General features: G+C 65.3%; 24 protein-coding genes. 17 read left to right on the top strand and 7 right to left on the bottom strand.

Annotation, left to right across the window (positions count from 1 at the left end; translation table 11 throughout):
- Positions 1–165 precede the first annotated feature (165 nt).
- The 5 genes from ATE70_RS17320 (at position 166) to ATE70_RS17300 (ending at position 4,607) form a co-directional block, all read left to right on the top strand.
- Positions 166–966, top strand: a complete 801-nt coding sequence (locus ATE70_RS17320) for a dienelactone hydrolase family protein (RefSeq protein ID WP_058539085.1) — start codon at positions 166–168, stop codon at positions 964–966.
- Between the two features lie 48 nt (positions 967–1,014).
- Positions 1,015–1,731, top strand: a complete 717-nt coding sequence (gene rph / locus ATE70_RS17315; RefSeq protein WP_058539084.1) for a ribonuclease PH — start codon at positions 1,015–1,017, stop codon at positions 1,729–1,731.
- A 1-nt stretch (position 1,732) separates the two neighbouring features.
- Positions 1,733–2,356 carry an RdgB/HAM1 family non-canonical purine NTP pyrophosphatase gene (gene rdgB, locus ATE70_RS17310; protein ID WP_058539083.1) on the top strand — a complete coding sequence of 208 codons (624 nt, stop codon included), beginning with the start codon at positions 1,733–1,735 and terminating at the stop codon, positions 2,354–2,356.
- A 107-nt stretch (positions 2,357–2,463) separates the two neighbouring features.
- Complete coding sequence (gene hemW / locus ATE70_RS17305) at positions 2,464–3,609, top strand: radical SAM family heme chaperone HemW (protein ID WP_058539082.1); 1,146 nt, start codon at positions 2,464–2,466, stop codon at positions 3,607–3,609.
- A gap of 107 nt (positions 3,610–3,716) precedes the next feature.
- Positions 3,717–4,607, top strand: coding sequence for a tyrosine recombinase XerC (locus ATE70_RS17300; RefSeq protein ID WP_058539081.1), 891 nt, complete (start codon positions 3,717–3,719; stop codon positions 4,605–4,607).
- Here ATE70_RS17300 and ATE70_RS17295 read toward each other — a convergent pair.
- The 4 genes from ATE70_RS17295 to rsmI all read right to left on the bottom strand — a co-directional run bounded on the left by ATE70_RS17295 (position 4,604) and on the right by rsmI (position 7,542).
- The gene (locus tag ATE70_RS17295; RefSeq protein WP_058539080.1) at positions 4,604–5,209 is read right to left on the bottom strand and encodes a DedA family protein; all 606 of its coding nucleotides are present in this window, start codon (positions 5,207–5,209) and stop codon (positions 4,604–4,606) included. The genes ATE70_RS17300 and ATE70_RS17295 overlap by 4 nt on opposite strands.
- 22 nt (positions 5,210–5,231) lie before the next feature.
- A complete protein-coding gene (gene gshB, locus ATE70_RS17290) occupies positions 5,232–6,182 on the bottom strand; it encodes a glutathione synthase (protein WP_058539079.1) in 951 nt (316 codons plus the stop codon).
- Between the two features lie 152 nt (positions 6,183–6,334).
- The gene (locus tag ATE70_RS17285; RefSeq protein ID WP_058539078.1) at positions 6,335–6,685 is read right to left on the bottom strand and encodes a YraN family protein; all 351 of its coding nucleotides are present in this window, start codon (positions 6,683–6,685) and stop codon (positions 6,335–6,337) included.
- Positions 6,682–7,542 carry a 16S rRNA (cytidine(1402)-2'-O)-methyltransferase gene (gene rsmI, locus ATE70_RS17280; protein ID WP_058539077.1) on the bottom strand — a complete coding sequence of 287 codons (861 nt, stop codon included), beginning with the start codon at positions 7,540–7,542 and terminating at the stop codon, positions 6,682–6,684. Before rsmI ends, ATE70_RS17285 begins: the two co-directional genes overlap by 4 nt.
- 61 nt (positions 7,543–7,603) lie before the next feature.
- On the opposite strand from rsmI, the gene ATE70_RS17275 reads away from it, so the two are divergent.
- Positions 7,604–8,740, top strand: a complete 1,137-nt coding sequence (locus tag ATE70_RS17275; protein WP_082639961.1) for a penicillin-binding protein activator — start codon at positions 7,604–7,606, stop codon at positions 8,738–8,740.
- Between the two features lie 172 nt (positions 8,741–8,912).
- Positions 8,913–9,449 (top strand): translation initiation factor IF-3, encoded by a 537-nt coding sequence (gene infC / locus ATE70_RS17270; protein WP_037511353.1) that lies wholly within the window; start codon positions 8,913–8,915, stop codon positions 9,447–9,449.
- An 11-nt stretch (positions 9,450–9,460) separates the two neighbouring features.
- Here infC and ATE70_RS17265 read toward each other — a convergent pair whose 3' ends face one another.
- Complete coding sequence (locus tag ATE70_RS17265) at positions 9,461–10,159, bottom strand: NRDE family protein (RefSeq protein ID WP_058539076.1); 699 nt, start codon at positions 10,157–10,159, stop codon at positions 9,461–9,463.
- Positions 10,160–10,257: 98 nt separating this feature from the next.
- On the opposite strand from ATE70_RS17265, the gene ATE70_RS17260 reads away from it, so the two are divergent.
- The 3 genes from ATE70_RS17260 to ATE70_RS17250 are packed head-to-tail and all read left to right on the top strand — an operon-like array spanning position 10,258 to position 11,892.
- On the top strand, positions 10,258–10,812 hold the full coding sequence (locus ATE70_RS17260) for a DUF4287 domain-containing protein (protein ID WP_058539075.1): 555 nt from the start codon (positions 10,258–10,260) through the stop codon (positions 10,810–10,812).
- Positions 10,813–10,822: 10 nt separating this feature from the next.
- Complete coding sequence (locus ATE70_RS17255; RefSeq protein ID WP_058539074.1) at positions 10,823–11,431, top strand: TetR/AcrR family transcriptional regulator; 609 nt, start codon at positions 10,823–10,825, stop codon at positions 11,429–11,431.
- A 20-nt stretch (positions 11,432–11,451) separates the two neighbouring features.
- Complete coding sequence (locus ATE70_RS17250; RefSeq protein WP_231732782.1) at positions 11,452–11,892, top strand: hypothetical protein; 441 nt, start codon at positions 11,452–11,454, stop codon at positions 11,890–11,892.
- Positions 11,893–12,009: 117 nt separating this feature from the next.
- On the opposite strand, the gene ATE70_RS17245 is transcribed toward ATE70_RS17250, so the two are convergent.
- Entirely contained in the window at positions 12,010–13,518 is a 1,509-nt protein-coding gene (locus ATE70_RS17245) for a S10 family peptidase (protein WP_058539073.1), read from the bottom strand.
- Positions 13,519–13,616: 98 nt separating this feature from the next.
- The gene (uvrB, locus tag ATE70_RS17240) at positions 13,617–15,803 is read right to left on the bottom strand and encodes an excinuclease ABC subunit UvrB (protein ID WP_058539072.1); all 2,187 of its coding nucleotides are present in this window, start codon (positions 15,801–15,803) and stop codon (positions 13,617–13,619) included.
- An 88-nt stretch (positions 15,804–15,891) separates the two neighbouring features.
- On the opposite strand from uvrB, the gene ATE70_RS17235 reads away from it, so the two are divergent.
- From ATE70_RS17235 to mltG, 7 genes are all read left to right on the top strand, one after another.
- The gene (locus tag ATE70_RS17235; RefSeq protein ID WP_058539071.1) at positions 15,892–16,410 is read left to right on the top strand and encodes a DUF3617 domain-containing protein; all 519 of its coding nucleotides are present in this window, start codon (positions 15,892–15,894) and stop codon (positions 16,408–16,410) included.
- A 167-nt stretch (positions 16,411–16,577) separates the two neighbouring features.
- Positions 16,578–17,243 (top strand): hypothetical protein, encoded by a 666-nt coding sequence (locus ATE70_RS17230; RefSeq protein WP_058539070.1) that lies wholly within the window; start codon positions 16,578–16,580, stop codon positions 17,241–17,243.
- 331 nt (positions 17,244–17,574) lie between these two features.
- Positions 17,575–19,329, top strand: coding sequence for a tetratricopeptide repeat protein (locus tag ATE70_RS17225; protein WP_058539069.1), 1,755 nt, complete (start codon positions 17,575–17,577; stop codon positions 19,327–19,329).
- Between the two features lie 31 nt (positions 19,330–19,360).
- Entirely contained in the window at positions 19,361–20,560 is a 1,200-nt protein-coding gene (locus ATE70_RS17220; RefSeq protein ID WP_058539068.1) for a serine hydrolase domain-containing protein, read from the top strand.
- 46 nt (positions 20,561–20,606) lie between these two features.
- Positions 20,607–20,843 (top strand): acyl carrier protein, encoded by a 237-nt coding sequence (locus ATE70_RS17215; RefSeq protein WP_003039428.1) that lies wholly within the window; start codon positions 20,607–20,609, stop codon positions 20,841–20,843.
- 169 nt (positions 20,844–21,012) lie between these two features.
- Positions 21,013–22,272 (top strand): beta-ketoacyl-ACP synthase II, encoded by a 1,260-nt coding sequence (fabF, locus tag ATE70_RS17210; protein ID WP_058539067.1) that lies wholly within the window; start codon positions 21,013–21,015, stop codon positions 22,270–22,272.
- Positions 22,273–22,565: 293 nt separating this feature from the next.
- Complete coding sequence (mltG, locus tag ATE70_RS17205; protein WP_058539066.1) at positions 22,566–23,507, top strand: endolytic transglycosylase MltG; 942 nt, start codon at positions 22,566–22,568, stop codon at positions 23,505–23,507.
- The last annotated feature ends 27 nt before the right edge of the window (positions 23,508–23,534 follow it).

The raw sequence follows: 23,534 nt of genomic DNA, 5'->3' as shown, positions 1-23,534 counted from the left end.
GCGGTGGGGAGGGGGACCGCGCCCGGAGGGCGTGGTGGAGGGGCGGCGACGTCGCTTCAAAGCCCCTCCGTCAGCGCTCCGCGCTGCCACCTCCCCATCGCTGCGCGACAGGGAGGATTGCCGTTGCGTGAGATCGTCACTAGCCTCCCCGTGGGAGAGAAAATCATGACGACACCGCCACTCGACCGCGACGACCCGCTCGACGATTTCGACCATCGCGACATCACGCTGCTCGGCCGCAGACATCGTGTCTATACGATGGGTAGCGGTCCCGCCGTCATCGTGATGACCGAAATGCCCGGAATCAGCCCGCATGTCGCGCGTTTTGCGCGCTGGGTCCGCGACGCGGGCTTCACCGTCTATATGCCGCATATTTTCGGCAAGGATGGCGCAGTGCCGACGTCGGGGCAGTTCCTTCTGACCATGGGACGCGCGTGTATCAGCCGTCAGTTCCGTGCCTTTCAGGCCAACGAAAGCTCGCCCGCGACGCAGTGGCTGCGCGCGCTCGCAGCGCAGGCGCATCAGGAATGCGGCGGCAAGGGCGTCGGTGCGATCGGCATGTGCTTCACCGGCAATTTCGCGCTGTCGATGATGCTTGAACCATCGGTGCTTGCGCCGGTGCTGTCGCAGCCGTCGCTGCCGCTGAACGATCCGGCGGGTCTGCACATTCACCCGGACGAATTGGCGGCCGTGAAAGCGCGGATGGACGCCGAGGACCTGACCGTGCTCGCCTATCGCTTCGAAGGCGACAAATATTGCAAGGCGGCGCGTTTCGCGGCGTATGAAGCCGCGCTTGGTGACCGGTTCGTCGGGCGCACGCTCTCCGACAGCGCCGCGAACCCCGATACGCGGTTCGACAATCCGCACAGCGTGGTGACGCTGCACCTGATCGACGAGACGGGCCAACCGACGGTGCAGGCGCGCGACGAAATCCTCGATTTCTTCAAGATGCGGTTGAGCGAATGAGGTCGGCGGCCTAAGGGCCACCGCAATCACCAATCGAAAGGAAATTTCATGCGCCCTTCCGGCCGCGCGCCCGACCAGATGCGTCCCATCGTCATCGAAACCGAATTCACCATCCACGCCGAGGGCAGCGTCCTCGTCAGCTTCGGCAACACCAAGGTGCTGGTGACCGCCAGTGTCGACGAAAAGGTGCCGTCGTGGATGCGCGGCAAGGGCGCGGGTTGGGTGACGGCCGAATATGGCATGCTGCCCCGCGCGACGCACACGCGCGGCAGCCGCGAGGCGGCGAAGGGCAAGCAGTCGGGGCGGACGCAGGAAATCCAGCGGCTTATCGGGCGGTCTTTGCGCGCCGTCGTCGATATGAAGAAGCTCGGCGAGCGCCAGATCATCATCGACTGCGACGTCATCCAGGCCGACGGCGGGACGCGCACCGCGTCGATTTCGGGCGCGTGGGTCGCGCTGCGCTTTGCGGTCGACAAGCTGCTTGCGGCGAAGACGATCGCCGAGGATCCGATCGAGGACAAGGTCGGCGCGATCTCGTGCGGAATCTACAAGGGCACCCCGGTGCTCGACCTCGATTATGACGAGGATTCGGTCGCTGAGGCCGATGGCAATTTCGTGCTGACCGGCAAGGGCCAGATCGTCGAAGTGCAGGCAAGCGCCGAGGGTGCGACCTATGACGAGGAAGGCCTGCTCCGCCTGCTCCGCCTCGCACGCATCGGCTGCGGCGAGATTTTCGCGGCGCAGGACAAGGCGACGGGCCGCTGAGATGACGCGCAGGCTCGCCCCCGGCAGACTGGTGATTGCCAGCCACAACGCAGGAAAGGTGCGCGAGATTCGCGCGCTGCTCGAACCGTTCGGGATCGAACCGGTGTCGGCGGGCGACCTCGGGCTTCCCGAGCCCGAGGAGACGGGGACCAGCTTTCGCGAGAATGCGCTGCTGAAGGCGCATGCGAGCGCGTCCGCAGCGGGACTTCCCGCGCTCGCCGACGACAGCGGGCTCGAGGTCGCGGCGCTCTCTGGCCGGCCCGGCGTCTACACCGCCGACTGGGCCGAGCGGCAATGGTTCGAGGGCAATCCGGGCCGCGACTGGTATATGGCGATGGGCAAGGTCGAAGGCCTGCTTGCCGAACAGGGGCCAGCGGTCGACCGCAGCGCGCGTTTCATCTGCACCCTCGCGCTCGCCTGGCCCGACGGCCATGCCGAAGTGTTCGAGGGCCGGGCTGAGGGCAGCCTGACCTGGCCGCCGCGCGGGAAACTCGGTTTCGGTTATGATCCGGTCTTCGTTCCGGAAGGTAACACACTGACTTATGCCGAAATCGATCCGGCGGAAAAACATGCGATCAGCCACCGCGCCGATGCGTTTGCGAAGCTGGTGGCCGGAGTCTTCTGACCTTCCTTCGTCACCCCGGATCGGGTCCGGGGTCGCCATCGGCCCTGGGGAACTCCGCGAGAGATTCCGGCTTTCGCCGGAATGACGAAAGGGAGTAGGGGGCCAGCATGGCCGAACCGCTCGCCCTTTATGTCCATTGGCCGTTTTGCGTGTCGAAATGCCCCTATTGCGACTTCAACAGCCATGTGCGCGAGAGCGTCGATCAGGCGGTGTGGCGCGACGCGTTGCTCGCCGATCTGCGGCATGAGGCGGCGTTGCTGCCGGGGCGCGCCATCGGGTCGATCTTCTTTGGCGGAGGGACGCCCAGCCTGATGCCGCCCGCCACGGTCGCGGCAGTGATCGCGGCGGCTGGCGATGCGTGGGGGCTCGCGGATGGCGTCGAAATCACGCTGGAGGCGAATCCCAATTCGGTCGAAGTCGCCAATTTCGCCGACCTTGCCGCGGCGGGGGTCAATCGCGTTTCGATAGGGGTTCAGAGCTTCGATTCCGAAGTGCTTGAATTTCTGGGCCGCGCGCACAGCGAGGATGAGGCGCGCCGCGCGATCGCGACGGCGCAGGAGCATTTCGCGCGGGTCAGCTTCGACCTGATCTATGCGCGGCCCGGCCAGTCGATGGCGGCGTGGGAAAGCGAACTGGCGGGCGCGCTCGCCTTCGGCACCGACCATCTTTCGCTCTACCAGCTCACCATCGAACCCGGCACGCGCTTTGCGACGCTCGCGGCAAAGGGCGACCTCACCATTCCCGATGGCGACACCGCCGCCGACCTGTTCGACGCGACGCAGGCGATGACGCGCGCTGCAGGGCTGCCTCGCTATGAGGTGTCGAACCACGCGCGGGTAGGGCAGGAAAGCCGCCACAATCTCGCCTACTGGCGCTACGCCGATTATGCGGGCGTCGGCCCCGGGGCGCATGGCCGAAGGCTGGGCCAAGCGACCGAGCGGCACAAGAAGCCCGAGAATTTCGTCACGGCGGTCGAGCGCAATGGCCATGGGCTCAAGGTCGAAAGCGACCTCCCGGCGCACGAGCGCGCGACCGAGGCGATGCTTATGGGGCTGCGGCTGACCGAAGGCATCGATCTGGCGCGGATCGAGGCGCGCAGCGGGCTGGCGCGCGAGGCGTTCGTCGATGACGGCGCGGTGGCGCGGCTCGCGAAGCAGGGGCTGATGACGTACGATGGCGACCGGCTGATGGTCACCGACGACGGGATTCTCCTGTTGGACTCGATCCTTTCCGAGGTGGTTCGCACAAGCTAAGCTCCACAAACCGTTCGCATGAGCGAAGTCGAGATGCCTATCCGCGTTGCGCCACGCCGATGGGTGTCTCGACTTCGCTCGACACGAACGGAACGAGAGGGACGGGTTTGGCGCAAGAATTGATCCGCGACTGGGATGCCCATCTGGCGCATGAGAAGCGCCGGTCGGAGCATACGCGCCGCGCCTATATCGCAACCGCCGAGCGCTTTTGCGGCTTCCTGTCGCGGCACCGCGGCGGCGGGGTTGACGCACGGATGCTGAAATCCCTGACCCCGAACGACCTCCGTGCTTATTTGGCCGACCGCCGCGCCGAGGGGCTGGGCAATGCATCGGCGGCGCGCGAGCTTTCGGCGCTGCGCGGCTTTCTGCGCTTTGTCGGCGGGTCGGGCGCGAGCGTGCCGCAGATGCGGGGGCCGCGCGTCAAGAAGGGGCTGCCGCGGCCGGTGTCGCCCGCCGAAGCGCTCGCGCTGGCGCAGGATGTCGAGGATAATGCCCGCGAGGGCTGGGTCGGTGCGCGCGATTTTGCGCTGCTGTTGCTGCTCTACGGCGCAGGGCTGCGCATCGGCGAAGCGCTGTCGCTGACAGGCGCGGTATTGCCGCTCGGCGAGACGCTGCGCGTGACGGGCAAACGCGGCAAGACACGGATCGTCCCGATCTTGCCCGCGGTCGCGAGCGCGGTGTCGCGCTACGTTGCGGCTTGCCCTTATCCGATCGCCAAAGAAACGCCGATCTTCCTTGGCGCGCGCGGCGGGCCGCTCCAGCCCGGCGTTGTTCGCGCGAGCGTGCGGTCGGCGCGGCGCGCATTGGGTCTTCCCGAACGCACGACGCCGCACGCGCTGCGTCACAGCTTCGCGACGCATCTGCTCGCGGGTGGCGCCGATTTGCGCAGCCTGCAGGAATTGCTCGGTCATGCGAGCCTTGCCTCGACGCAGGTCTATACCGCGGTCGATGCCGCGCATTTGCTCGACATTTACCGGAATGCGCACCCCAGGGCTTAGTCGGCCTGCTTCGGCTTCCAGGTGATGACGCGGTAGATATAGACGACGACGAGCGAACCGATCGCGACGAGCGCGACGGGGCCAACAAAGGCGTCGAGGTTCGCGAACTTCCCCCCGAACCAGTTGCCCGCGCCCGCGAGCGCGGCGATCCAGATCGTCGATCCGGCCGCGGTCCAAGCCAGGAATTTCGCCTGGTTCATCTTCACCATGCCCGCGGGCAGCGACACCATCGTCCGCGCAACGGGCATGAAGCGCGCGACGAAAATGATCGCGGGGCCATATTTCAGGAAGAAATTGTGGAGCCGCTCGACCTCGGTCCAGTCGAGCGTCAGCCAGCGGCCGTGGCGGTCGATAAAGGGTTTGAGCCGTTCATAGCCGATCCAGCGCCCGATCCCGTACCAGACCCAATTGCCCGCGGTCGTGCCCGCGACCGCGACCGCGACGAGCGTCCAGAAATCGAAATGGCCTTTGGCGACTGCGATGCCGCCGAGCCCCATGATCACTTCGGACGGGATCGGCGGAAACACGTTCTCGAGGAACATGAGGATGAAGATCCCCACATAGCCCCAGTTCTGGATCAGATTGAGAATGAAGTCGGTCATGGCGGGGAAACGCGCGGGCGGCTCAGCCGATCCGGCGGACGATCGCGTCCCAGATCATTCCCGCCGTGTCGCTGTTGTTGAAACGGTCGATCGCGACGATCCCGGTGGGCGAGGTGACGTTGATTTCGGTGAGCCATTCGCCGCCGATCACGTCGATGCCGACGAAGACGAGACCGCGTTCGCCGAGCTGCGGGCCGAGCACGTCGCAAATCTCCTGCTCGCGCGGGGTCAGTTCGGTCGCCTCGGCAAAACCGCCGACCGCGAGGTTGGAGCGGAACTCGCCTTCGCCGGGCTTGCGGTTGATCGCGCCCGCGACCTCGCCATCGACGAGCACGATGCGCTTGTCGCCTTTCGACACGCTCGGCAGGAATTGCTGGACCATGAAGGGTTCGGGCCACACCTGTCCGAACAGCTCGACGAGCGCGCCCAAATTGCTGCCGTCGGCGTCGATGCGGAACACCGCCTTGCCGCCATTTCCGTGGAGCGGCTTGATCACCACCGCGCCATGGCGCGCCTGGAAATCCTTCACCGCGTCGAGGCTGCGTGTCACCATCGTTGGCGGCATGAACTCGGGGAAGTCGAGCACAAACACCTTCTCGGGGGCGTTGCGGACCGAGACGGGGTCGTTCACGACGAGCGTCTCGTTCGCGATGCGTTCGAGCAGCCAGGTGCCGGTGAGATAACCGAGGTCGAAGGGCGGGTCCTGCCGCATCAGCACGACATCGACGTCGCGGCCGAGGTCGAGCAGAACTTCGTCGCCGAACTTGTAATGCGCGCCGGCTTCGCGCTGCGCCTCGAGGATGCGGTGCGCTTTCGTCGTCAGCCGTCCGGCCTCCCATGTCAGGCCGCGTACATCGTAATGATAGAGCTCATAGCCGCGTTCGAGCGCCTTCAGGATCAGCGCGAAACTGCTGTCGCCCCCGATGTTGATTCCATCCATCGGGTCCATTTGTACCGCGGCGCGCAGGGTCATCTTCTTCTCCTCAAGGCGTGCGCCATCAGACAGCACCCCCAACCTGAATCGTCATCCCGGCGCAGGCCGGGATCTCATCGTTGCAACAGAGCGCGCCGGCGAGATCCCGGCCTGCGCCGGGATGACGAGAATGGAGCGTTGTTGCCGCACCCCTAAGGCTGCCATACGTGGACCAGATGGCGTGGCAGGCGCCTTGGCGCAAGGAGCATCACGTCGATCCTGATGTCGTCGCGCGGGCCGGCGAAGCGCGGGCGCAGCATTTCGGCGGCGGCGGCGACGCGGCGCAGGCGATAATGGTCGATCGCAAGGTCGAGGTCGGCGGCGCGGTCGCGCCATTTGACCTCGATGAAGGCGATCGTGCGGCCGCGCCGCGCGACAAGGTCGACCTCGCCGACGGGGACGCGGAGCCGTTCGCCGATGATGCGCCAGCCGTGGAGGCGGAGCCACCAGGCGGCGCGGCGCTCGGCCTTGCGTCCGCGTGCTTCGGCGGCGGCGCGGTTCAAGCCTGCTCTTTCAGCGTGAGTGCGCGCGCATAGACGTCATGGCGGTCGAGCCCGAAGCGTTTGGCGACCGCCTTCGCCGCCTGCGCGACGGGCTTGTCGGCCATCGCTTCGCGCAGCGCCGCGTCGAGCGTATCGTCGTCGGCTTCTTCGGCCACGGCTTCGCCGGGCGGGCCGACGATCACGACGATCTCGCCCTTCGGCGGCGCATCGGCATAGCGCGCGGAAAGCTCGGTCAGCGTGCCGGTGACGCATTGCTCGAACATCTTGCTGATCTCGCGCGCGACCGCCGCCTCGCGGTTGCCGAGTCCTTCGGCCATTGCGGCGAGCGACGCCGACAGCCGCGGCCCGCTTTCATAGAAAACCAGAGTCGCGCGCAGCCCCGCGAATTCGGCGAGCGTGTCGGCGCGCGCCTTCGCCTTGTTCGGCAGGAAGCCCGCGAAGAGGAAGCGGTCGCTCGGCAGGCCCGACAGGGTGATCGCGGCGATCGCGGCGCACGGGCCGGGCAGGGTGGTGACGTGCCGCCCCGCCGCGCGCGCGTCGCGAACGAGCTTGTAGCCGGGGTCCGAAATCAGCGGGGTTCCGGCATCCGACACCAAAACGACAATTTCGCTCTCCATACGCGCAACCAGCGCGGCGCGGGTGCGTTCGTCGCTATGATCATGATAGGGGGTCATCGGCACACGCAAACCCAGATGCGACAGCAATTTCGCGGTCACGCGCGTATCCTCTGCGGCGATCACGCCGGCGGAGGCGAGTGTCGTCGCCGCGCGCGCGCTGATGTCGCCAAGGTTGCCGATGGGCGTCGCGACGATATAGAGACCGGGCAAGGGAGAATCTGAGATGTTCGAATCTGGCATGACGCCGAAAATGGCAGAAACTGCCGACCAGCGCCAAAATAAAGCACCGGCCCGCCGCCAAATGTTGCGCGGGCTCGGCGTGATGGCGATGGCGGGTCTGCTCGCGGCGTGTCAGGTGGTGCCGAAGTCGAACGGCCCGGCGACCCCGCCGCCGCCCACCAACCCCGACGACAATGTTGGCCCCGGCCTGCCGACCGACACCGATCGCCACCGCGTCGCATTGCTCGTGCCGCAGACGGGGCCGAACGCTGACGTCGGCACCGCGATCGCCAATGCGACGACGCTCGCTTTGCTCGATTCGCGCACCGAACGCGTCCGCATCACCACCTATGATACCGCGCTCGGCGCGGCCGCGGCGGCGCGGCAGGCGGTCGCCGACGGCAACAAGCTGATCCTCGGCCCGCTGCTCAGCGAAGATGTCACCGTGGTGGCGCCGATCGCGCGCGCGGCGAAAGTGCCGGTGCTGAGCTTCTCGAACGACAGCAGCGTTGCGGGCAACGGCGTCTTCATCATGGGCTTCGTCCCCGGCCAGTCGGTCGAGCGCGTCGTCGCTTTCTCGCGGTCGAAGGGTCATCAGCGATTCGGCGCGCTGGTGCCCAAGAATGTCTATGGCGACCGTTCGGCGGCGGCGTTCCGCGCCGCGGTGGCCGAAGCGGGCGGCACGCTCGTCGCGGTCGAAAGCTATGACCGCAGCGCGACCGCGCTGACGGGTGCGGCGCGGCGCCTCGCCAACGCCGGCGCGATGGACGCGGTGTTGATCGCCGACAGCGGCGGCAACGCCATTCGCGCGGTGCCGGTGATCAAGACCACGGGGAACAAGCAGATCCTCGGCACCGAACTGTGGAACACCGACGCCGCACTCGGCAGCAGCGCGGTGATGCGGGGGTCGTGGTTCGCCAGCGTGTCGGACGGCCTCTACGGCCAGCTCGCGACCAAATATCGTACCCGCTTCGGCAAGACGCCGTACCGGCTTGCCAGCCTCGGCTATGATTCGGTGCTGCTGACGGTGCGCATCGCGCGCGACTGGAAACCGGGCACCAATTTTCCCGCGAACCGCCTGCTCGCCGCCGACGGTTTCGGCGGCATCGACGGCATCTTCCGTTTCAGTAACAGGGGTATCGCCGAACGCGCGCTCGAGGTCAGCGAAATCGGCGCGGGCGGCTTCCGCGTCGTCGATCCCGCGCCGACCAAATGGTAGCCGCCGGCTGACAGTGGCAGACTGGCCACAGTCGGCCCGAAAAGCGTTATAAGGTGAGCGCGGCGGCCTTTACGACGGCGCTTTGATCACTATATGACCACCACGCGTGTTTTTGCGTCGATGCTGCACGCCCTTTTTAAACGACCCAGGAGATACAGCTATACCACCGCCCATGACCCGTCGCCCAATGGCACCGATGCCGCCCAAAAACGGCCCGCGTTACAATGAATTTATCGCCTCCCCCAAAGTCCGCGTGATCGACGAGGAAGGCGAAAATCTGGGCGTGATGCTGACGGCCGAAGCGATTGAGCAGGCGGCTTCCGTCGGGCTGGACCTGGTTGAAGTATCCCCGAACGCCGATCCGCCGGTGTGCAAGTTCCTCGACGTCGGCAAGTTCAAATATGAGGCGCAGAAGAAGGCGAACCTCGCGCGCAAGAGCCAGAAGACGCAGGAAATCAAAGAGATCAAGATGCGTCCGAATATCGACGATCATGATTTCGACGTGAAGATGAAGAAGGTCTTCGATTTCCTTGGCGAAGGCGACAAGGTCAAGATGACCATGCGCTTCCGCGGCCGCGAAATGAGCCACACCCAGCTCGGTCTCAACGTGCTCCAGCGCGTCGCCGAACTGACGTCGGAAATCGCGAAGGTCGAGGCGCACCCGCGCACCGAAGGTCGCCAGATGCTGATGGTGATCGCGCCGAAATAAGCGCGACCGGCTCAGCCGATACGAAATTCGAGGGCGGTCGTTCCAGCGGGACGGCCGCCCTTTTCGTATCGCCGCTCGATCATCCTGACGTCGCCCGCCGCCGACACCGCGACGAGCGTCGAGGCGCGAGTGCCATAGACGTCGCCGCGCAGGAACAGCGCGGGGTCGTCCTCGGCCATCAGCGTGTCGAGCAGGATTTCGGGATCGCCGCCGGCCGCGACCGTCGCTTCGAGCGCAAGGCGCAGCCGCTCGGCGCGCGGGCAGGGCGCGTCGACGGGTTCGTTAGCGAGCGCATGGACGCCGGGCTCGAGCGGCATGATCAGCGGGACCGGCCGGTTGGTGAGCAGCCGCGTTTTGCCGTCGCCCACCGCGAAGAGGTTGAACGCGTTGAAGCGTGGCAGATCCCCGGCCGCGGGGTCGGCGAAGCGCCCTTCGCCGCGCAGCATGTCCGACACCAGCGCGCCGCGCGATTCCTTGGCGGGGTCGGGCATCGCCCCGCGGACATTGGTGACGACCACGGCGCCGCCGCTGGGGCGATGAACCCCGAGCCATGTGCCGCCGGCCTGCAGATCGCGGCCGGCGACGATGCCGCTGCCGTCGCCCCATTCGGCGAGCGGCGCGGCGGGGCGCGCGTGGAGCTCGTCGCGATTGCCGATGAGGATGAGGGGCCAGTCGGGATGGGCTTTGTGAGCAAGGGCGACGACGCACATGCCAGTGCATATCGGGCCTCGCCACCCGCTTGCCAAGCCTCTTGACAAAACGCTTGGTTGAATGTTCAATCAACTCATCTTGACGAGGGAGAACGGCGATGGCCGACGAATTCGAGAAGATGGGCGAAAGCCTCCGTGCCAAGACGGGCAAGGGGCTGGACGAATGGGTCGCTGCGGCGCGCGCGACCGGCATCGCCGGCCATATGGCGCTGGTGAACCACCTGAAATCCGAACATGGGCTCGGGCACGGCTATGCCAATATGATCGTCCATGCCGCCAACGAGTCGTCGTCGCTGTCGCAGGACGATGATGCGCTGGTCGCGGCCGCGTTCGACGGGGCGAGGGCGCATTGGCGGCCGCTATACGACCGGCTGGTCACGCTCGTGCAGGGGTTTGGCGACGATGTCGAACTGGCGCCGAAGAAGGGCTATGTCAGCCTGCGCCGCAAGAAGCAGTTCGCGCTGCTCCAGCCGTCGACCAAGGACCGCTTCGATATTGGCCTCGCGCTCAAGGGCGAGGAACCCGTCGGAAAGCTCGAAACCGCGGGCAGCTGGAATGCAATGGTCTCGCACCGCGTGCGCATCGCCGCGGATGAAGAGGCGGGCGACGATGTGGTGGGCTGGCTCCGCGGCGCCTATGATCGCGCCGGATAGGGGAAGGCCATTGAACGCCGCCGACACCCGCCAGCGCATATTGATGACAGCGATGGAGCTGTTCTGGGAGAAGGGCTATCTCTCGACCTCGGTCGCCGACATTCTTTCGCGCAGCCAGGTCCATTCGGGCAGCCTCTATCATTTCTTTCCCGGCAAGCAGGACGTGCTCGTCGGCGTGCTCGAACTCTATCGCGACGGGATCGACGAAATGCTGCTCGCCCCCAATTGGGAGGGGGTCGACGATCCGATCGACAAGATTTTCGCGCTGCTCGCCGGCTATCGCACGCACCTGATCGTTACCGATTGCACTTATGGCTGCCCGATCGGCAGCCTCGCGCTCGAGATCCACGAGCCCGACCCGGTGGTGCGCGACCTGATGGCGGCGAATTTTACGGGCTGGTCCACCGCGATCGCGGGTTGCTTCAATGCAGCGGCCGATCGCCTGCCGAAGGGCGCCGATCGCAAGGCGCTCGGCGAATTCGTGCTGACGGTGATGGAGGGCGCGGTGATGCAGGCACGCACCTATCGCGACATCGGCTATTTCGACCGCAACATTGCTGTATTGCGTGACTATATCACCACGTTGATGGCGACGGCAAAGGATGATAGCTTCGCCTGACTTTCTGGAGGGGGAGACTTATGATGACCGAAGTGCGCAAAACGCCCTGGCACCTGTGGGTGGTCGGGGTGGTGTCGCTGATCTGGAACGCCTTCGGCGCGATGGATTATACGATGACCAAAATGGGCAACGCCGAATATCTCGCGGCCTTCACACCCGAACAGCAGGCCTATTTCGCCAGCTTTCCCGTCTGGGCGAACATCGGTTGGGCGCTCGGGGTATGGGGGGCGCTGCTCGGGTCGCTGCTGCTGCTCGTGCGCAGCCGCCACGCGGTGACGGCATTCCTCGTCTCGCTGATCGGGCTGGCGCTCAGCAGCGTCTATCAGTTTGGCATGCATTATGGCGATCTGATGCGCATGTTCGGCGCCTTCCCGATGATTTTCACCGCAGTGATCTGGGTGATCGCGATCGCGCTCTTCCTTTACGCACGGTCGCAAGCGGCAAGGGGCGTGCTGCGCTGAGCGGAGGTTCCGCACTTTCGTCATTCCCGCGAAAGCGGGAACCCAGCAGCAACGGTGGCTCGCTGGGTCCCCGCTTTCGCGGGGATGACGAAGCAGGAAGTAATCGGGCTTCCGGTATCAGCGCCCCCGGATGAAGGCGCGGATATCGGCCGACAATTTGTGCCGGTCCTCGTCGCGAATATACATCATGTGGCCCGCGCCATAATAGGTGTAGCTGATGCGATCCTGCGGGATGCCGGTGCGCGACAGCGCATATTCGGCGGCGAAAAAGGGCGTCGCGAAATCATAATAGCCCTGTGCGACGAGCACTTTCAGCCCCGAATTTTCGCGTAGCGCCTGCCCGATATAGGGCGCGACATTCAGATAGCTATTGGTGTCGCGGTCGCCGATCCGCCAATCCCATTGCCCGCCGATGCGGCCGATCGACTGATATTCGCGGTCGGTCTTGAACCCCAGCCCGTCGCGGCTCCAGCTGTTGATCGCGGCGGTATAGCTCGCGTCGATGCCATAGAAGCTCGGGTCGTTGTCGGGGCCTTCGCCGGCGCTGTCATAATCCTTGCCGGTATAGCGGCTGTCGAGGCGGCCGACGGTCAGCCCGCGGTCGCGCAGCAACTCCTTGTAGAAGCGGTTCGGCGTAACGCGCAGGTCGGCGTTTTCGAGATAGGTTTCCGAGAGGCCGGTGAAGCGCGAAAGCTCGCGGCGGATCGCGGCGCGTTCCTCGCCCTGCAATTTCTGGCCCTTGAGCAAGGCGGTCGCATAGGGCCCGATCGCCCATTGCCGCGCTTCCTCGACGAACCCCTCGACCGACGGCGCGGTCGCCTTGCCATGATAGAGCGCGGTCGCGGCCATCGAGGGCAGGTTGGTGATCGGCGACAGCTCGTTGCCCGGCGTGTCGGCGCCCGCCGCGAAATCGAGCACCGTCGAGATCAGGATGATGCCGTTCAGCGCGACGTCGTTGTAGGTCTCGTTCATCAGCTGGTTCGCGACCGCCGCCGAGCGCGTCGTGCCATAGCTTTCGCCGCCGAGATATTTGGGGCTGTTCCAGCGGCCATTGTCGTTCAGCCAGCGGCGGATCACCTCGGCGACGAGCTTTGCGTCCTGCGTGACGCCGTAATAATCCTTGGGGTCGGCCTTGCCGATCAGGTGCGAAAAGCCCGTGCCCGGCGGATCGATGAAGACGACGTCGGTGACGTCGAGCAGCGCGTCGGGATTGTCGACGATCGGGTAGGGCGGGGCGCCATCGTCGACGCCGGTGCCGGGGATCGCGACGCGCTTCGGCCCGAATGCGCCCATCATCAGCCAGACGGTGCCCGATCCGGGGCCGCCGTTGAACAGGAAGGTGATCGGCCGGCCCGGATCGCGCGGTTCCTTGACATAGGATGTGGTGACGACCGCCACCTCGGGCACGCCGTCCTTGTTCTTGATGATCGTCTCGCCGATCGTCGCGGCATAGTTGATCCGCTGGCCGCCGAAGGTGCCCGATAGCTTGGTGGTGCGGACCTGCGGTTCGTAGTCGGCGGGCTTTTCAGCCTTCGCCTTGTCGTCAGCGGGCTTGTCCTGCGCGTAAAGCGCGGCAGGCGTGGTGGCGGCAAGCGCCAGGACAATAAGCGACAGACCTGTTTTCATTGATGACTCTCCCCGGTTTCGGGGCGGACCCTAAGCAGCGGCCAGAGGCGGGGCAAGAGCGCTTGTCGGAAAACGTATACGTTTTGTCGAAGCGAAGACTATCGCCCCCACTTGGTCTTGCTCTGCTTCCCGAACCGCCCCTTGCGGGTGCCCGGCTTGCCCTCGTTCGACCGCCCGACGCGCGGCGCGACTTGTTGGTCGGCGGGTAGGCCGAGCTCGTCGGCCTCCAGCTTGCGGATTTCATCGCGCAGGCGCCCGGCTTCCTCGAACTCAAGGTCCGCCGCCGCATCGCGCATCTTCTTTTCGAGGTCCTGGATATAGGCGCGCAGATTGTGCCCGACCATGTGCGTCGGCTTGTCCTCGCCGATGTCGATCGTCACCTGATCCTTCGACGCGACGTGGGCGATGATGTCGCCGATGTTGCGTTTGATCGTCGTCGGGGTGATGCCGTGCGCGACATTATATTCGGTCTGCTTTTCGCGGCGGCGATCGGTTTCGCGCATCGCGCGTTCCATGCTGCCGGTGATGCGGTCGGCGTAGAGGATGACGCGGCCGTCGACGTTGCGTGCGGCGCGGCCGATGGTCTGGACGAGGCTGGTCTCGCTGCGCAGGAAGCCTTCCTTGTCGGCGTCGAGGATCGCGACGAGCCCGCACTCGGGAATATCGAGCCCTTCGCGGAGCAGGTTGATGCCGATGAGCACGTCGAACACCCCGAGTCTCAAATCACGGATGATCTCGATGCGCTCGAGCGTCTCGACGTCCGAGTGCATGTAGCGGACCTTGAGACCCGCTTCGTGGAGGAATTCGGTGAGGTCTTCGGCCATGCGCTTGGTCAGCGTCGTGACGAGCGTGCGATAGCCCGCGGCGGCGGTCTTTTTCGCCTCGACGATCAAATCGTCGACCTGCTCCTCGACCGGCTTGATCTCGACCGGCGGGTCGATCAGGCCGGTGGGGCGGATGACCTGTTCGGCGAACACGCCCTGCGTGCGGTCCATCTCCCAGGTTCCCGGCGTCGCCGATACGCTGACCGTCTGCGGGCGCATCATGTCCCATTCGGCGAAGCGCAGCGGCCGGTTGTCGATACAGCTCGGCAGGCGGAAGCCATATTCGGCGAGGGTGATCTTGCGGCGGTGATCGCCCTTCGACATCGCGCCGATCTGCGGGATCGTCTGGTGGCTCTCGTCAACAAAGAGCAGCGCGTTGTCGGGAAGATATTCGAACAGGGTCGGCGGCGGTTCGCCGGGCAGGCGGCCGGTCAGGAAGCGGCTGTAATTTTCGATGCCCGCGCAGCTCCCCGTCGCGGCGATCATTTCGAGGTCGAAATTGGTGCGCTGTTCGAGCCGCTGGGCTTCGAGCAGCCGGCCCTCGGCTTCCAGCTCCTTCAGCCGCTCGGTCAGCTCATGCCGGATCGCCTCGCTCGCTTGCTTCAGGGTCGGGCCGGGGGTCACATAGTGGCTGTTGGCAAAGACGCGGACATAGTTGAGGGTCGCGATCTTCTTGCCGGTCAGCGGGTCGAACTCGGTGATCTCCTCGATCTCGTCGCCGAAGAAGCTGACGCGCCACGCCATATCCTCATAGTGCGACGGGAAGATTTCGAGAGAGTCGCCGCGCACGCGGAAATTGCCGCGCGCGAACGCCTGATCGTTGCGCTTATACTGCAGCGCGACGAGCTTGCGGATGATTTCGCGATTGTCGGCGACCTGACCCTTTTTGAGGTCGAAGATCATCGCCGAATAGGTCTCGACCGAGCCGATGCCATAGAGACACGACACCGATGCGACGATGATGACGTCGTCGCGTTCGAGCAGCGCGCGCGTCGCCGAGTGGCGCATGCGGTCGATCGCCTCGTTTACGCTCGACTCTTTCTCGATGTAGGTGTCCGACCGCGGCACATAGGCTTCGGGCTGGTAATAGTCGTAATAGCTGACGAAATATTCGACCGCATTGTTCGGGAAGAAGCTTTTGAACTCGCCATAGAGCTGCGCCGCGAGGATCTTGTTCGGCGCGAGGATCAGCGCGGGGCGCTGCAATTCGTCGATGACCTTCGCCATCGTGAAGGTCTTGCCCGATCCGGTGACCCCGAGCAGCACCTGGTCGCGCTCGCCGTCGAGCGCGGTGGAGACGAGTTCCTTGATCGCGGTCGGCTGGTCGCCCGCGGGTTCATAGTCGCTAACCAGTTCAAATCGTTTGCCGCCTTCGACCTTGTCGGGGCGCGCGGGGCGATGCGGGACATAGCCCTCCGCCGTGTCGATTTCATCGAGCGATGTACGAATCTGAATTGCCATTGCTGCCAATATGGTATCGATGGGGCGGGTCCACAATCGCAATGAATCAAAACAGAACCCCCGAACGAACAGTCACAGGAGACAGGGTATGAAGAAATTTCTGACGGTCGCCGCGATCGGCGCCCTCATCGCGGTGTCGGGTTGCGGCAAGAGCGAGAATGCGGCCGCCAGCGGTCCGGTGAAGCGCGAAGCCGGTAACTGGAAGACCGACGTCAAGCTGGTGAAGTTCGAAATGCCCGGCATGCCGCCCGAGGCGAAGGACCAGATGACGAAGATGATGGAAGGCGCCAGCGGCATGGACCAGTGCTTCACGCAGGAGCAGGTCGACAAGGAAGACATCGCGGCCGAACTCGCGAAGGGCCCGGGCAACGGCGGCGAATGCAAATGGTCGAAGAAGGATGTCGCGGGCGGCAAGATCGACATTGCCGGCACCTGCACGCAGAACGGCCAGACGGTCGACATGGCGATGGCGGGCACGATGGAAGCCAAGAAGAACGACGTGACCATCACGACCAAGGGCAAGGCCCCGACCGGCGGCGACATGGAAATGGTCATGCAGATGACCAGCGTTCACACCGGGCCGTGCAAGGCACCGGCCACGACCTAAGCCCTCTATCTTTTGACGAAAAATGATGGGGCGTCGGTGGAAACCGGCGCCCCTTTCGTATATGCAGAAAAAAATGGGGTCGCAAATATGCTTGGTTATGGGACGTTGGGCGCCGACGAGCTGACACCTGTGTCCGTTCGCGCCTTGCGCATCGAAGCCGTCTGAATTTGACCGGCTGGCTCGACCGCCGCGGGACCCCGCTCTGGCTCGGCCTCGCCGCCGGGCTGCTCGCGGTCGCGGCGGGATTGCTGGTGGGCGGCGATGCCGCCGAGCGCGCGGGGCTGGCAGCGCGATGGACCGCCCGCGCCGGCCTGCCGCTCTTCCTCGTCGCGTTTCTCGCATCGACGCTGGTGCGCCGCTGGCCGGACGCGACAACGCACGCGCTGCTTCGCCGACGGCGGCAATGGGGGCTGGGCTTCGCGCTCGCCCACACGATCCACCTCGTTGCGCTGGGCATTAACGTCATCGTCTATGCGCCGGGTCGGACCTGGCAGTCGCTCATCGGCGGCGGCCTCGCCTATGTCATCCTCTATCTGATGGCGCTGACCTCGACCGACGGGTGGCAGCGGCGGCTGGGCCAATGGTGGGGGCACCTGCACCGGTTCGGAATCTATTATATCTGGTTCATTTTTACCGCGAGCTACGCCGGGCGTGCCTTTGGCGCCGATCCGGACAAGCAGGTTGTCGGTATGGTCTTTGGCACCGTCATGGTCGCGGCGCTCGCGCTGCGCCTGTGGCCAGCACGGCGCGTTGAACGGAGAGCGAGGGATGTCGACTTGCCGGGCGACAGAACAGGTGGGGCTGTCGGGCCGCCCGGCGAAGTCTTGAAATGAGGCCTGAGGGGGATCGAAGGGTGCCAGGGACCAGCTCGCACCTTTCGCCTTTTGGCCTCAACACCGCGTCATCGTAGGAATGCCGCGATGCCCAAAGGATGCCACAGTTTCGAAACTGTGGCAGTTACAAGGGGTCACATGCCGTTATGTTGCCATTTGATAACCAATCCTTAACCCGTTTTCGCGTTTTTCCTCGCAGATTGGCGCACGGCTTTTCTTCTGATATGGCGTAAGGTTTCCTTGTTACCGTTACGTCAAAGTAACAATGGGTGGCCGTGCTTGTTGATTGGCGTATCACCCGCACCGCCCGCCAGGGGTATTTGAGGGTAGCATGGACCAGGCGAAAACGAACGAGACACAGGACCCCGCCGAGGTCGATCGGATCATCGCGGGAGAACTCGAGCGCCTGCTCGATTCCCCGATGTTCACCCGCTCGCCAGTGCTGTCGCGGCTGCTGCAATTCCTTGTCGAGCACCGCCTTCGCGGCGGGCGCAGCTCGCCCAAGGCTTATGCCATCGCGACCGAGGCGCTCGGCCGCAGCGAAGATTTCGACCCCGCCGTCGACAGCTATCCGCGCGTCATGGTGGGGCGGCTGCGCAGCCTTCTCGACCGCTATTATGCCGATACGCCCTGGGTCCACCGGTTGCGCGTTCCGCAGGGCAGCTATGAAGTCGTCGTCCAGTATCGCGCGGCGCCCCCCTCGGCGCGGTCGGCCGACGACCCGGCGGGCGATGATGACGTCAAGACGGCAGGCGCCGCAGGGCGGACGACGGGGCGCGGCGGCGTCGTCCGGCGCGCGCCCGATCGCGGCGCCCACTTTGGTCGCTGGATCGTCGTCCTCATCCTCCTCGCGCTCGCGCTCTTCACGCTCTGGACGCTCCGCGGCGGCGACCGGCTGTTCGTCGGCGACCCGGTGCCGGTCCCCTTGCTCGAAGTCAGCGCGCCGGCCGCGGGAAATCTGCCCCAATCGCGCGCGCTCGCCCGGGCGCTCGATGGAAAGCTGCGCGACGGGCTGCGGCGCTTCGATCTCGTCGACCTCCTGAGTTCGAAGGCGCCGGGCAGTGCGGTCACCGGCAAAAGCGACTATCGGCTCGACACATCGCTCGTCCGCACGGTCGAGGGCAACACCGACGTCACGCTCGTTCTCAACCGCGTCGCGGACCAGCGCGCCATCTGGTCGCAACAACTGCGCCTGACGCAGGATGAAACGCCCGAATTTACCGCCATCGAGCCGCTGATCGCGCAGCTTGCCGGGGATTATGGCGTGATCGTGCGCGACCAGGTTCAGCGCCAGCCCGACAATTTCTCGCCCGGGTTCCCGTGCCTCGCGCAGTTCAACCGGGTGCGCCAGATGCGCAATACCGCGAACGTGAAACAGGTCGACGCCTGCCTGCGCGCGACCCTCAAGGCCAACCCGCGCGATCCCGTCACGCTCACCGCACTGTCGCTCGTGCGCTATGGCGACTGGCAGCCGCAGCGGATGACGCCGGCGGGGCGCGAGGCGTTTGCCGAAGCGCGGGCGCTGGCGCAGCGCTCGTATGAAAGCAGCCCCAATTCGTCGGCGGGCATGTTCGCGATGGCGCGCGCCAATTTCTATACGGGCAATTGTGCGGCCGGCAATGCGATGGGCGACGCCGCGATCGCGCTCAATCCCTATGATGCCGACATGGCGGGCTTTCTCGGCCTGTTCAAGCTGACATGCGGGATGGGGCCCGAGGGCGAGCTGTTGCTCCGGCGGTCGCTCCAGCTCGATTCTTCCTATCCCGGCGTTCCGGCGGTCACACTCGCTTTCACCCTGTCGGAGCGCGGTGACCAAGATGAGGCGCGGCGGATCCTCGATCAGATGCCGTCGCCGAGCAATATGGAGCCGCAATATATGATGGTGCGCGCGATCGTGCAGGCGCGGCAGGGCCAGGTGGCGGAAGCCCGCGCGCAATGGCAGCGCCTGCTCGCCTATACGCGCCAGCCCGCCGATGCGACGCCCGAACGGGTGCTGGGCCGGTTCATCATCACCCCGGTGGTGATCCAGCGCGCCTCGGCCGCGCTTCGCGATTCGGGCGTCGTTGCGGCCAAGGCGGCGCCTTGACGCTGCGCCGCGTGCTGCGCAGAGTGGCGCCATGCTCTCGCTTCTAGCCCTGCTGACTTCGGTCGCGTCGCCCGCCCCCGCCGCCGTGGCAGTGCATTTCAACCGCGAAGGACAGGTCGAGGCGCGCGTCGCCCAGGGGCTGGCCGACCGGGCGAGCGGCCGCGCGATCACGCCCGACGATCCGGTGCGCGTCGCTTCTGTCTCCAAGCTGATCGTCGCGCTCGGCGTGCTGCGGCTGGTCGAGGCGGGCAAGCTCGATCTCGACCGCGACGTGTCGGACTATCTCGGCTGGCGGCTGCGCCATCCCGCTTATCCCGACCGGCCGATCAGCCTGGCGCAGTTGCTGGGGCACCGGTCCGGGCTCAACGACGAAACCGACTATGCACTGCCGCTGGATGCCGATCTCGAAACCGCGCTCCGCAGTCCCGCCGCGTGGGACAAGGCGCGTCCGCCGGGGGGCGACTTCGCCTATGCCAATTTCAACTACCCGGTCGTTGCCGCCGCGATCGAGGGGGCAACCGGCGAGCGGTTCGACCAGGCGATGACGCGGCTCGTTTTTCGTCCGCTCGGTCTCGATGCCTGCTTCAACTGGCCGACGTGCAGCGACGCCGCGGTCGCGCGGGCCGTCGTGCTGCACGATGCCGACGGCAATGTCGTGCGCGACGATCTGAAGGGCGCGCGACCCGCCTGTCCGGTCGTGCCGGCGGCGAACGGCGGCTGCGACCTCGGCACTTATCGCCTCGCCCGCCACGGCGCGGGGTTCAGCCCGCAAGGCGGGGTTCGCATCTCGGCGAACGGCCTCGCGCGGATCGGCATCATGCTGCTGCGCCGCGGCGATGGCTTTCTGAAACCCGAAAGCCTTGCCCGGCTCGAAGCGATGGCGCGCGTCCGCCCCACAAGCGGCGAGGGGACGGGCGGCTTTTTCTGCGAATATGGCATAGCTATGCACAGCACCGGCGGCCCGGCGCTTCGCGACCCCGCCTGCCGCGACGACCTGTTCGGCGACGGCCGTCTGCGCCGCGGCCATTCGGGGGATGCCTATGGATTGCGCTCGGGCCTGTGGTTCGACCTTGAAGGCGGCGATGGCATTGCCTATTTCGTCACGCAGGTGCCGGAGGGGCAGAAAGGGACACGGTCGGCATATAGCGCTGCAGAGGAAGTCTTGGTCGACGCGGCGCTTCGCCGCACGGCCGATGCCAGCCCTCTTGCCAGCCCCGCCCACGGGCACTAGGGCAATTTTCAACATTCACGACATAGTCAGAAAAAAGGAACTGTGCATGAGCGATTCGGCCGAAAAGGTTAAAAAGATCGTCGTCGAACATCTGGGCGTCGAAGCCGACAAGGTCACCGAAGAAGCGAGCTTCATCGACGATCTGGGCGCCGACAGCCTCGACATCGTCGAGCTGGTGATGGCGTTCGAAGAAGAATTCGGCGTCGAAATCCCCGACGATGCGGCGGAAAAGATCGCCACCGTCAAGGATGCGATCGACTATATCGAAGCGAACAAGGGCTGATCGGGCCCGGTCCGGCCTAGCCGGACGCGGCGGCGACGCCGCCCACGCGTTTCCGGCTTCCCGGTCCCGAGCGTTCGCGCGCAGTGGCCGGGAAGCTTTTTTTATGGATATGCGTTTTCAAACGTGACGCGGCGCCCTGCGGGGGCAGGGGCCGATGAAAGGAATGACTATGCGCCGGGTTGTGGTGACGGGTTTGGGTTTGGTGACGCCGCTGGGCGCCGATGTGGAAACCACATGGGCCAATCTGCTCGCGGGCAAATCGGGCGCCGGGACGATCACCCATTTCGATGCGTCGGACCAGAAATGCACGATCGCGTGCGAAGTGAAGGGCCCTGACCATGAATATGGTTTCGACCCCGGCAAGCGCGTCGATCACAAGGTCCAGCGCCAGGTCGATCCCTTCATCATCTATGGCATCGACGCCGCGGGGCAGGCGATCGAGGACGCGGGCCTTGAGGACATGTCCGAGGAAATGAAACTGCGCGCCGGCTGCTCGATCGGTTCGGGAATCGGCGGGCTGCCGGGCATCGAAAGCGAAAGCCTGCTGCTCGCCGAAAAGGGTCCGGGCCGCGTTTCGCCGCACTTCGTCCACGGCCGTTTGATCAACCTGATCTCGGGTCAGGTCAGCATCAAATACGGCCTGCAGGGTCCGAACCACGCGGTCGTCACCGCCTGCTCGACCGGCGCGCATTCGATCGGCGACGCCGCGCGGATGATCCGCGACGACGATGCCGACATCATGCTCGCGGGCGGCGCCGAGGCGACGATCTGCCCGATCGGCATCGCGGGCTTCGCGCAGGCGCGCGCGCTCAACATGAGCTATAATGACCGGCCCGAACAGGCGAGCCGCCCCTATGACAAGGACCGCGACGGTTTTGTGATGGGCGAGGGCGCGGGTGTCGTCGTGCTCGAGGAATATGAGCATGCCAAGGCGCGCGGCGCGAAGATTTACGCCGAAGTCGTCGGCTACGGACTGTCGGGCGATGCCTATCATGTGACCGCGCCGCACCCCGACGGTTCGGGCGCGTATCGTTCGATGGAAATGGCGCTGAAAAAGGCGGGCATGACCGTCGCCGACATCGACTATATCAACGCGCACGGAACCTCGACGATGGCCGACACGATCGAACTTGGCGCGGTCAAGCGGCTGTTCGGCAATGAAATCGCCAATGTGTCGATGAGCTCGACCAAGTCGGCGATCGGCCACCTGCTCGGCGGCGCGGGCGCGGTCGAGACGATCTTCTGCATCCTCGCGATCCGCGACCAGATCGTTCCGCCGACGCTCAACCTCGACAATCCCGATGAAGGCACCGACGGCGTCGACCTCGTCCCGCACACGGCGAAGAAGCGCGAAGTGAAGGCCGCGCTCAACAACAGCTTCGGTTTCGGCGGCACCAACGCCAGCGTCATCGTCAAGGCGGTCGACTGATTATTCGATCCTCCCTGCGGCGAAGCCGTGGGGAGGGGGACCGCTCGCGAAGCGAGTGGTGGAGGGGTCGCGACATCGCGATATGGCCCCTCCGTCAGCGCTTCGCGCTGCCACCTCCCCATCGCTGCGCGACAGGGAGGATCAAAACCTCTTTCCTACATTGCACCGCCATGCTCTAGCAGCAGGGCGTTCGCAGAGGCTTCGCTTAAAGCCACAAAGGACACAAAAAGACGATGCACATGCGGGTCTTTTGTGGCTTTAAGCAGGGGCCATCCAACCGACGGGAGAAAAGCGTGCATCCGTTCCGCTGGCTGACGATCACGATCTTGGCCCTGCTGCTCGCCGCCTGCTCGGGCGGCGCGCCCAAGGATGCCGAAATCGTCATCCCGCCGGGCGCCAGCATCGCGAAAGCAGGGCAGATTCTCGAAGACGCTGGCCTTGTCTCGGCATCGAGCTTTCGCAACGAAGCGCGCTTCTTCGGCTCGGACGACCCGATCAAGCCCGGCGAATACAAGGTCGAGAAGGGGATGGACGCGGGCGACATTCTCGAGCTCTTCCAGTCGGGCAAGACGATCCAGCGCATGGTCATGATCCCCGAGGGCATGCCCTCGATCATGGTGTGGGACCGGCTGATGGCCGAAAAGCGGCTGAAGGGCGAAATCCCGGTTCCCGCCGAGGGCAGCATCCTACCCGACAGCTACGCCTTCACCACCGGCGAGACCCGCGCCGCGGTCGTGAAGCGCATGCAGGCGGCGATGGACAAGGCGTTCAACGAGCTTTGGGCCAAACGCACGCCGCGCACTGCGGTCAAGGACCGCAACCAGGCGATGACGCTGGCGTCGATCGTCGAAAAGGAAACCGGCGTCGCCGCCGAGCGCCGCACCGTCGCGGGCGTCTATACCAACCGCCTCGGCGTCGGCATGCGGCTTCAGGCCGACCCGACGATCATCTATCCGATCACCAAGGGTAAACCGCTCGGGCGCCGCATATTACGCTCCGAAATCCAGGCGGTGAACGGGTACAACACCTACAGCATGATCGGCCTGCCGCAGGGCCCGATCGCCAACCCCGGCAAGGCCTCGATCGCCGCGGTGCTCGATCCCGAAGCGAACGACTATCTCTTCTTTGTCGCGAAGGGCGACGGCGGTCACATCTTCGCGCGCACGCTCGCCGAACATAATGCCAATGTGCAGAAATGGTATCAGCTGCGGCGCGACCGCGGGGAGATGGAGTAGCGATCCCCAAAAGATCGTCATCCCGGC

It is taken from the genome of Sphingopyxis sp. H053 (assembly GCF_001468225.1).
Taxonomy (GTDB): Bacteria; Pseudomonadota; Alphaproteobacteria; order Sphingomonadales; family Sphingomonadaceae; genus Sphingopyxis.
The sequence above is the reverse complement of the archived record's forward strand: the minus strand, read 5'-3'. Positions and strand labels throughout refer to the sequence as shown.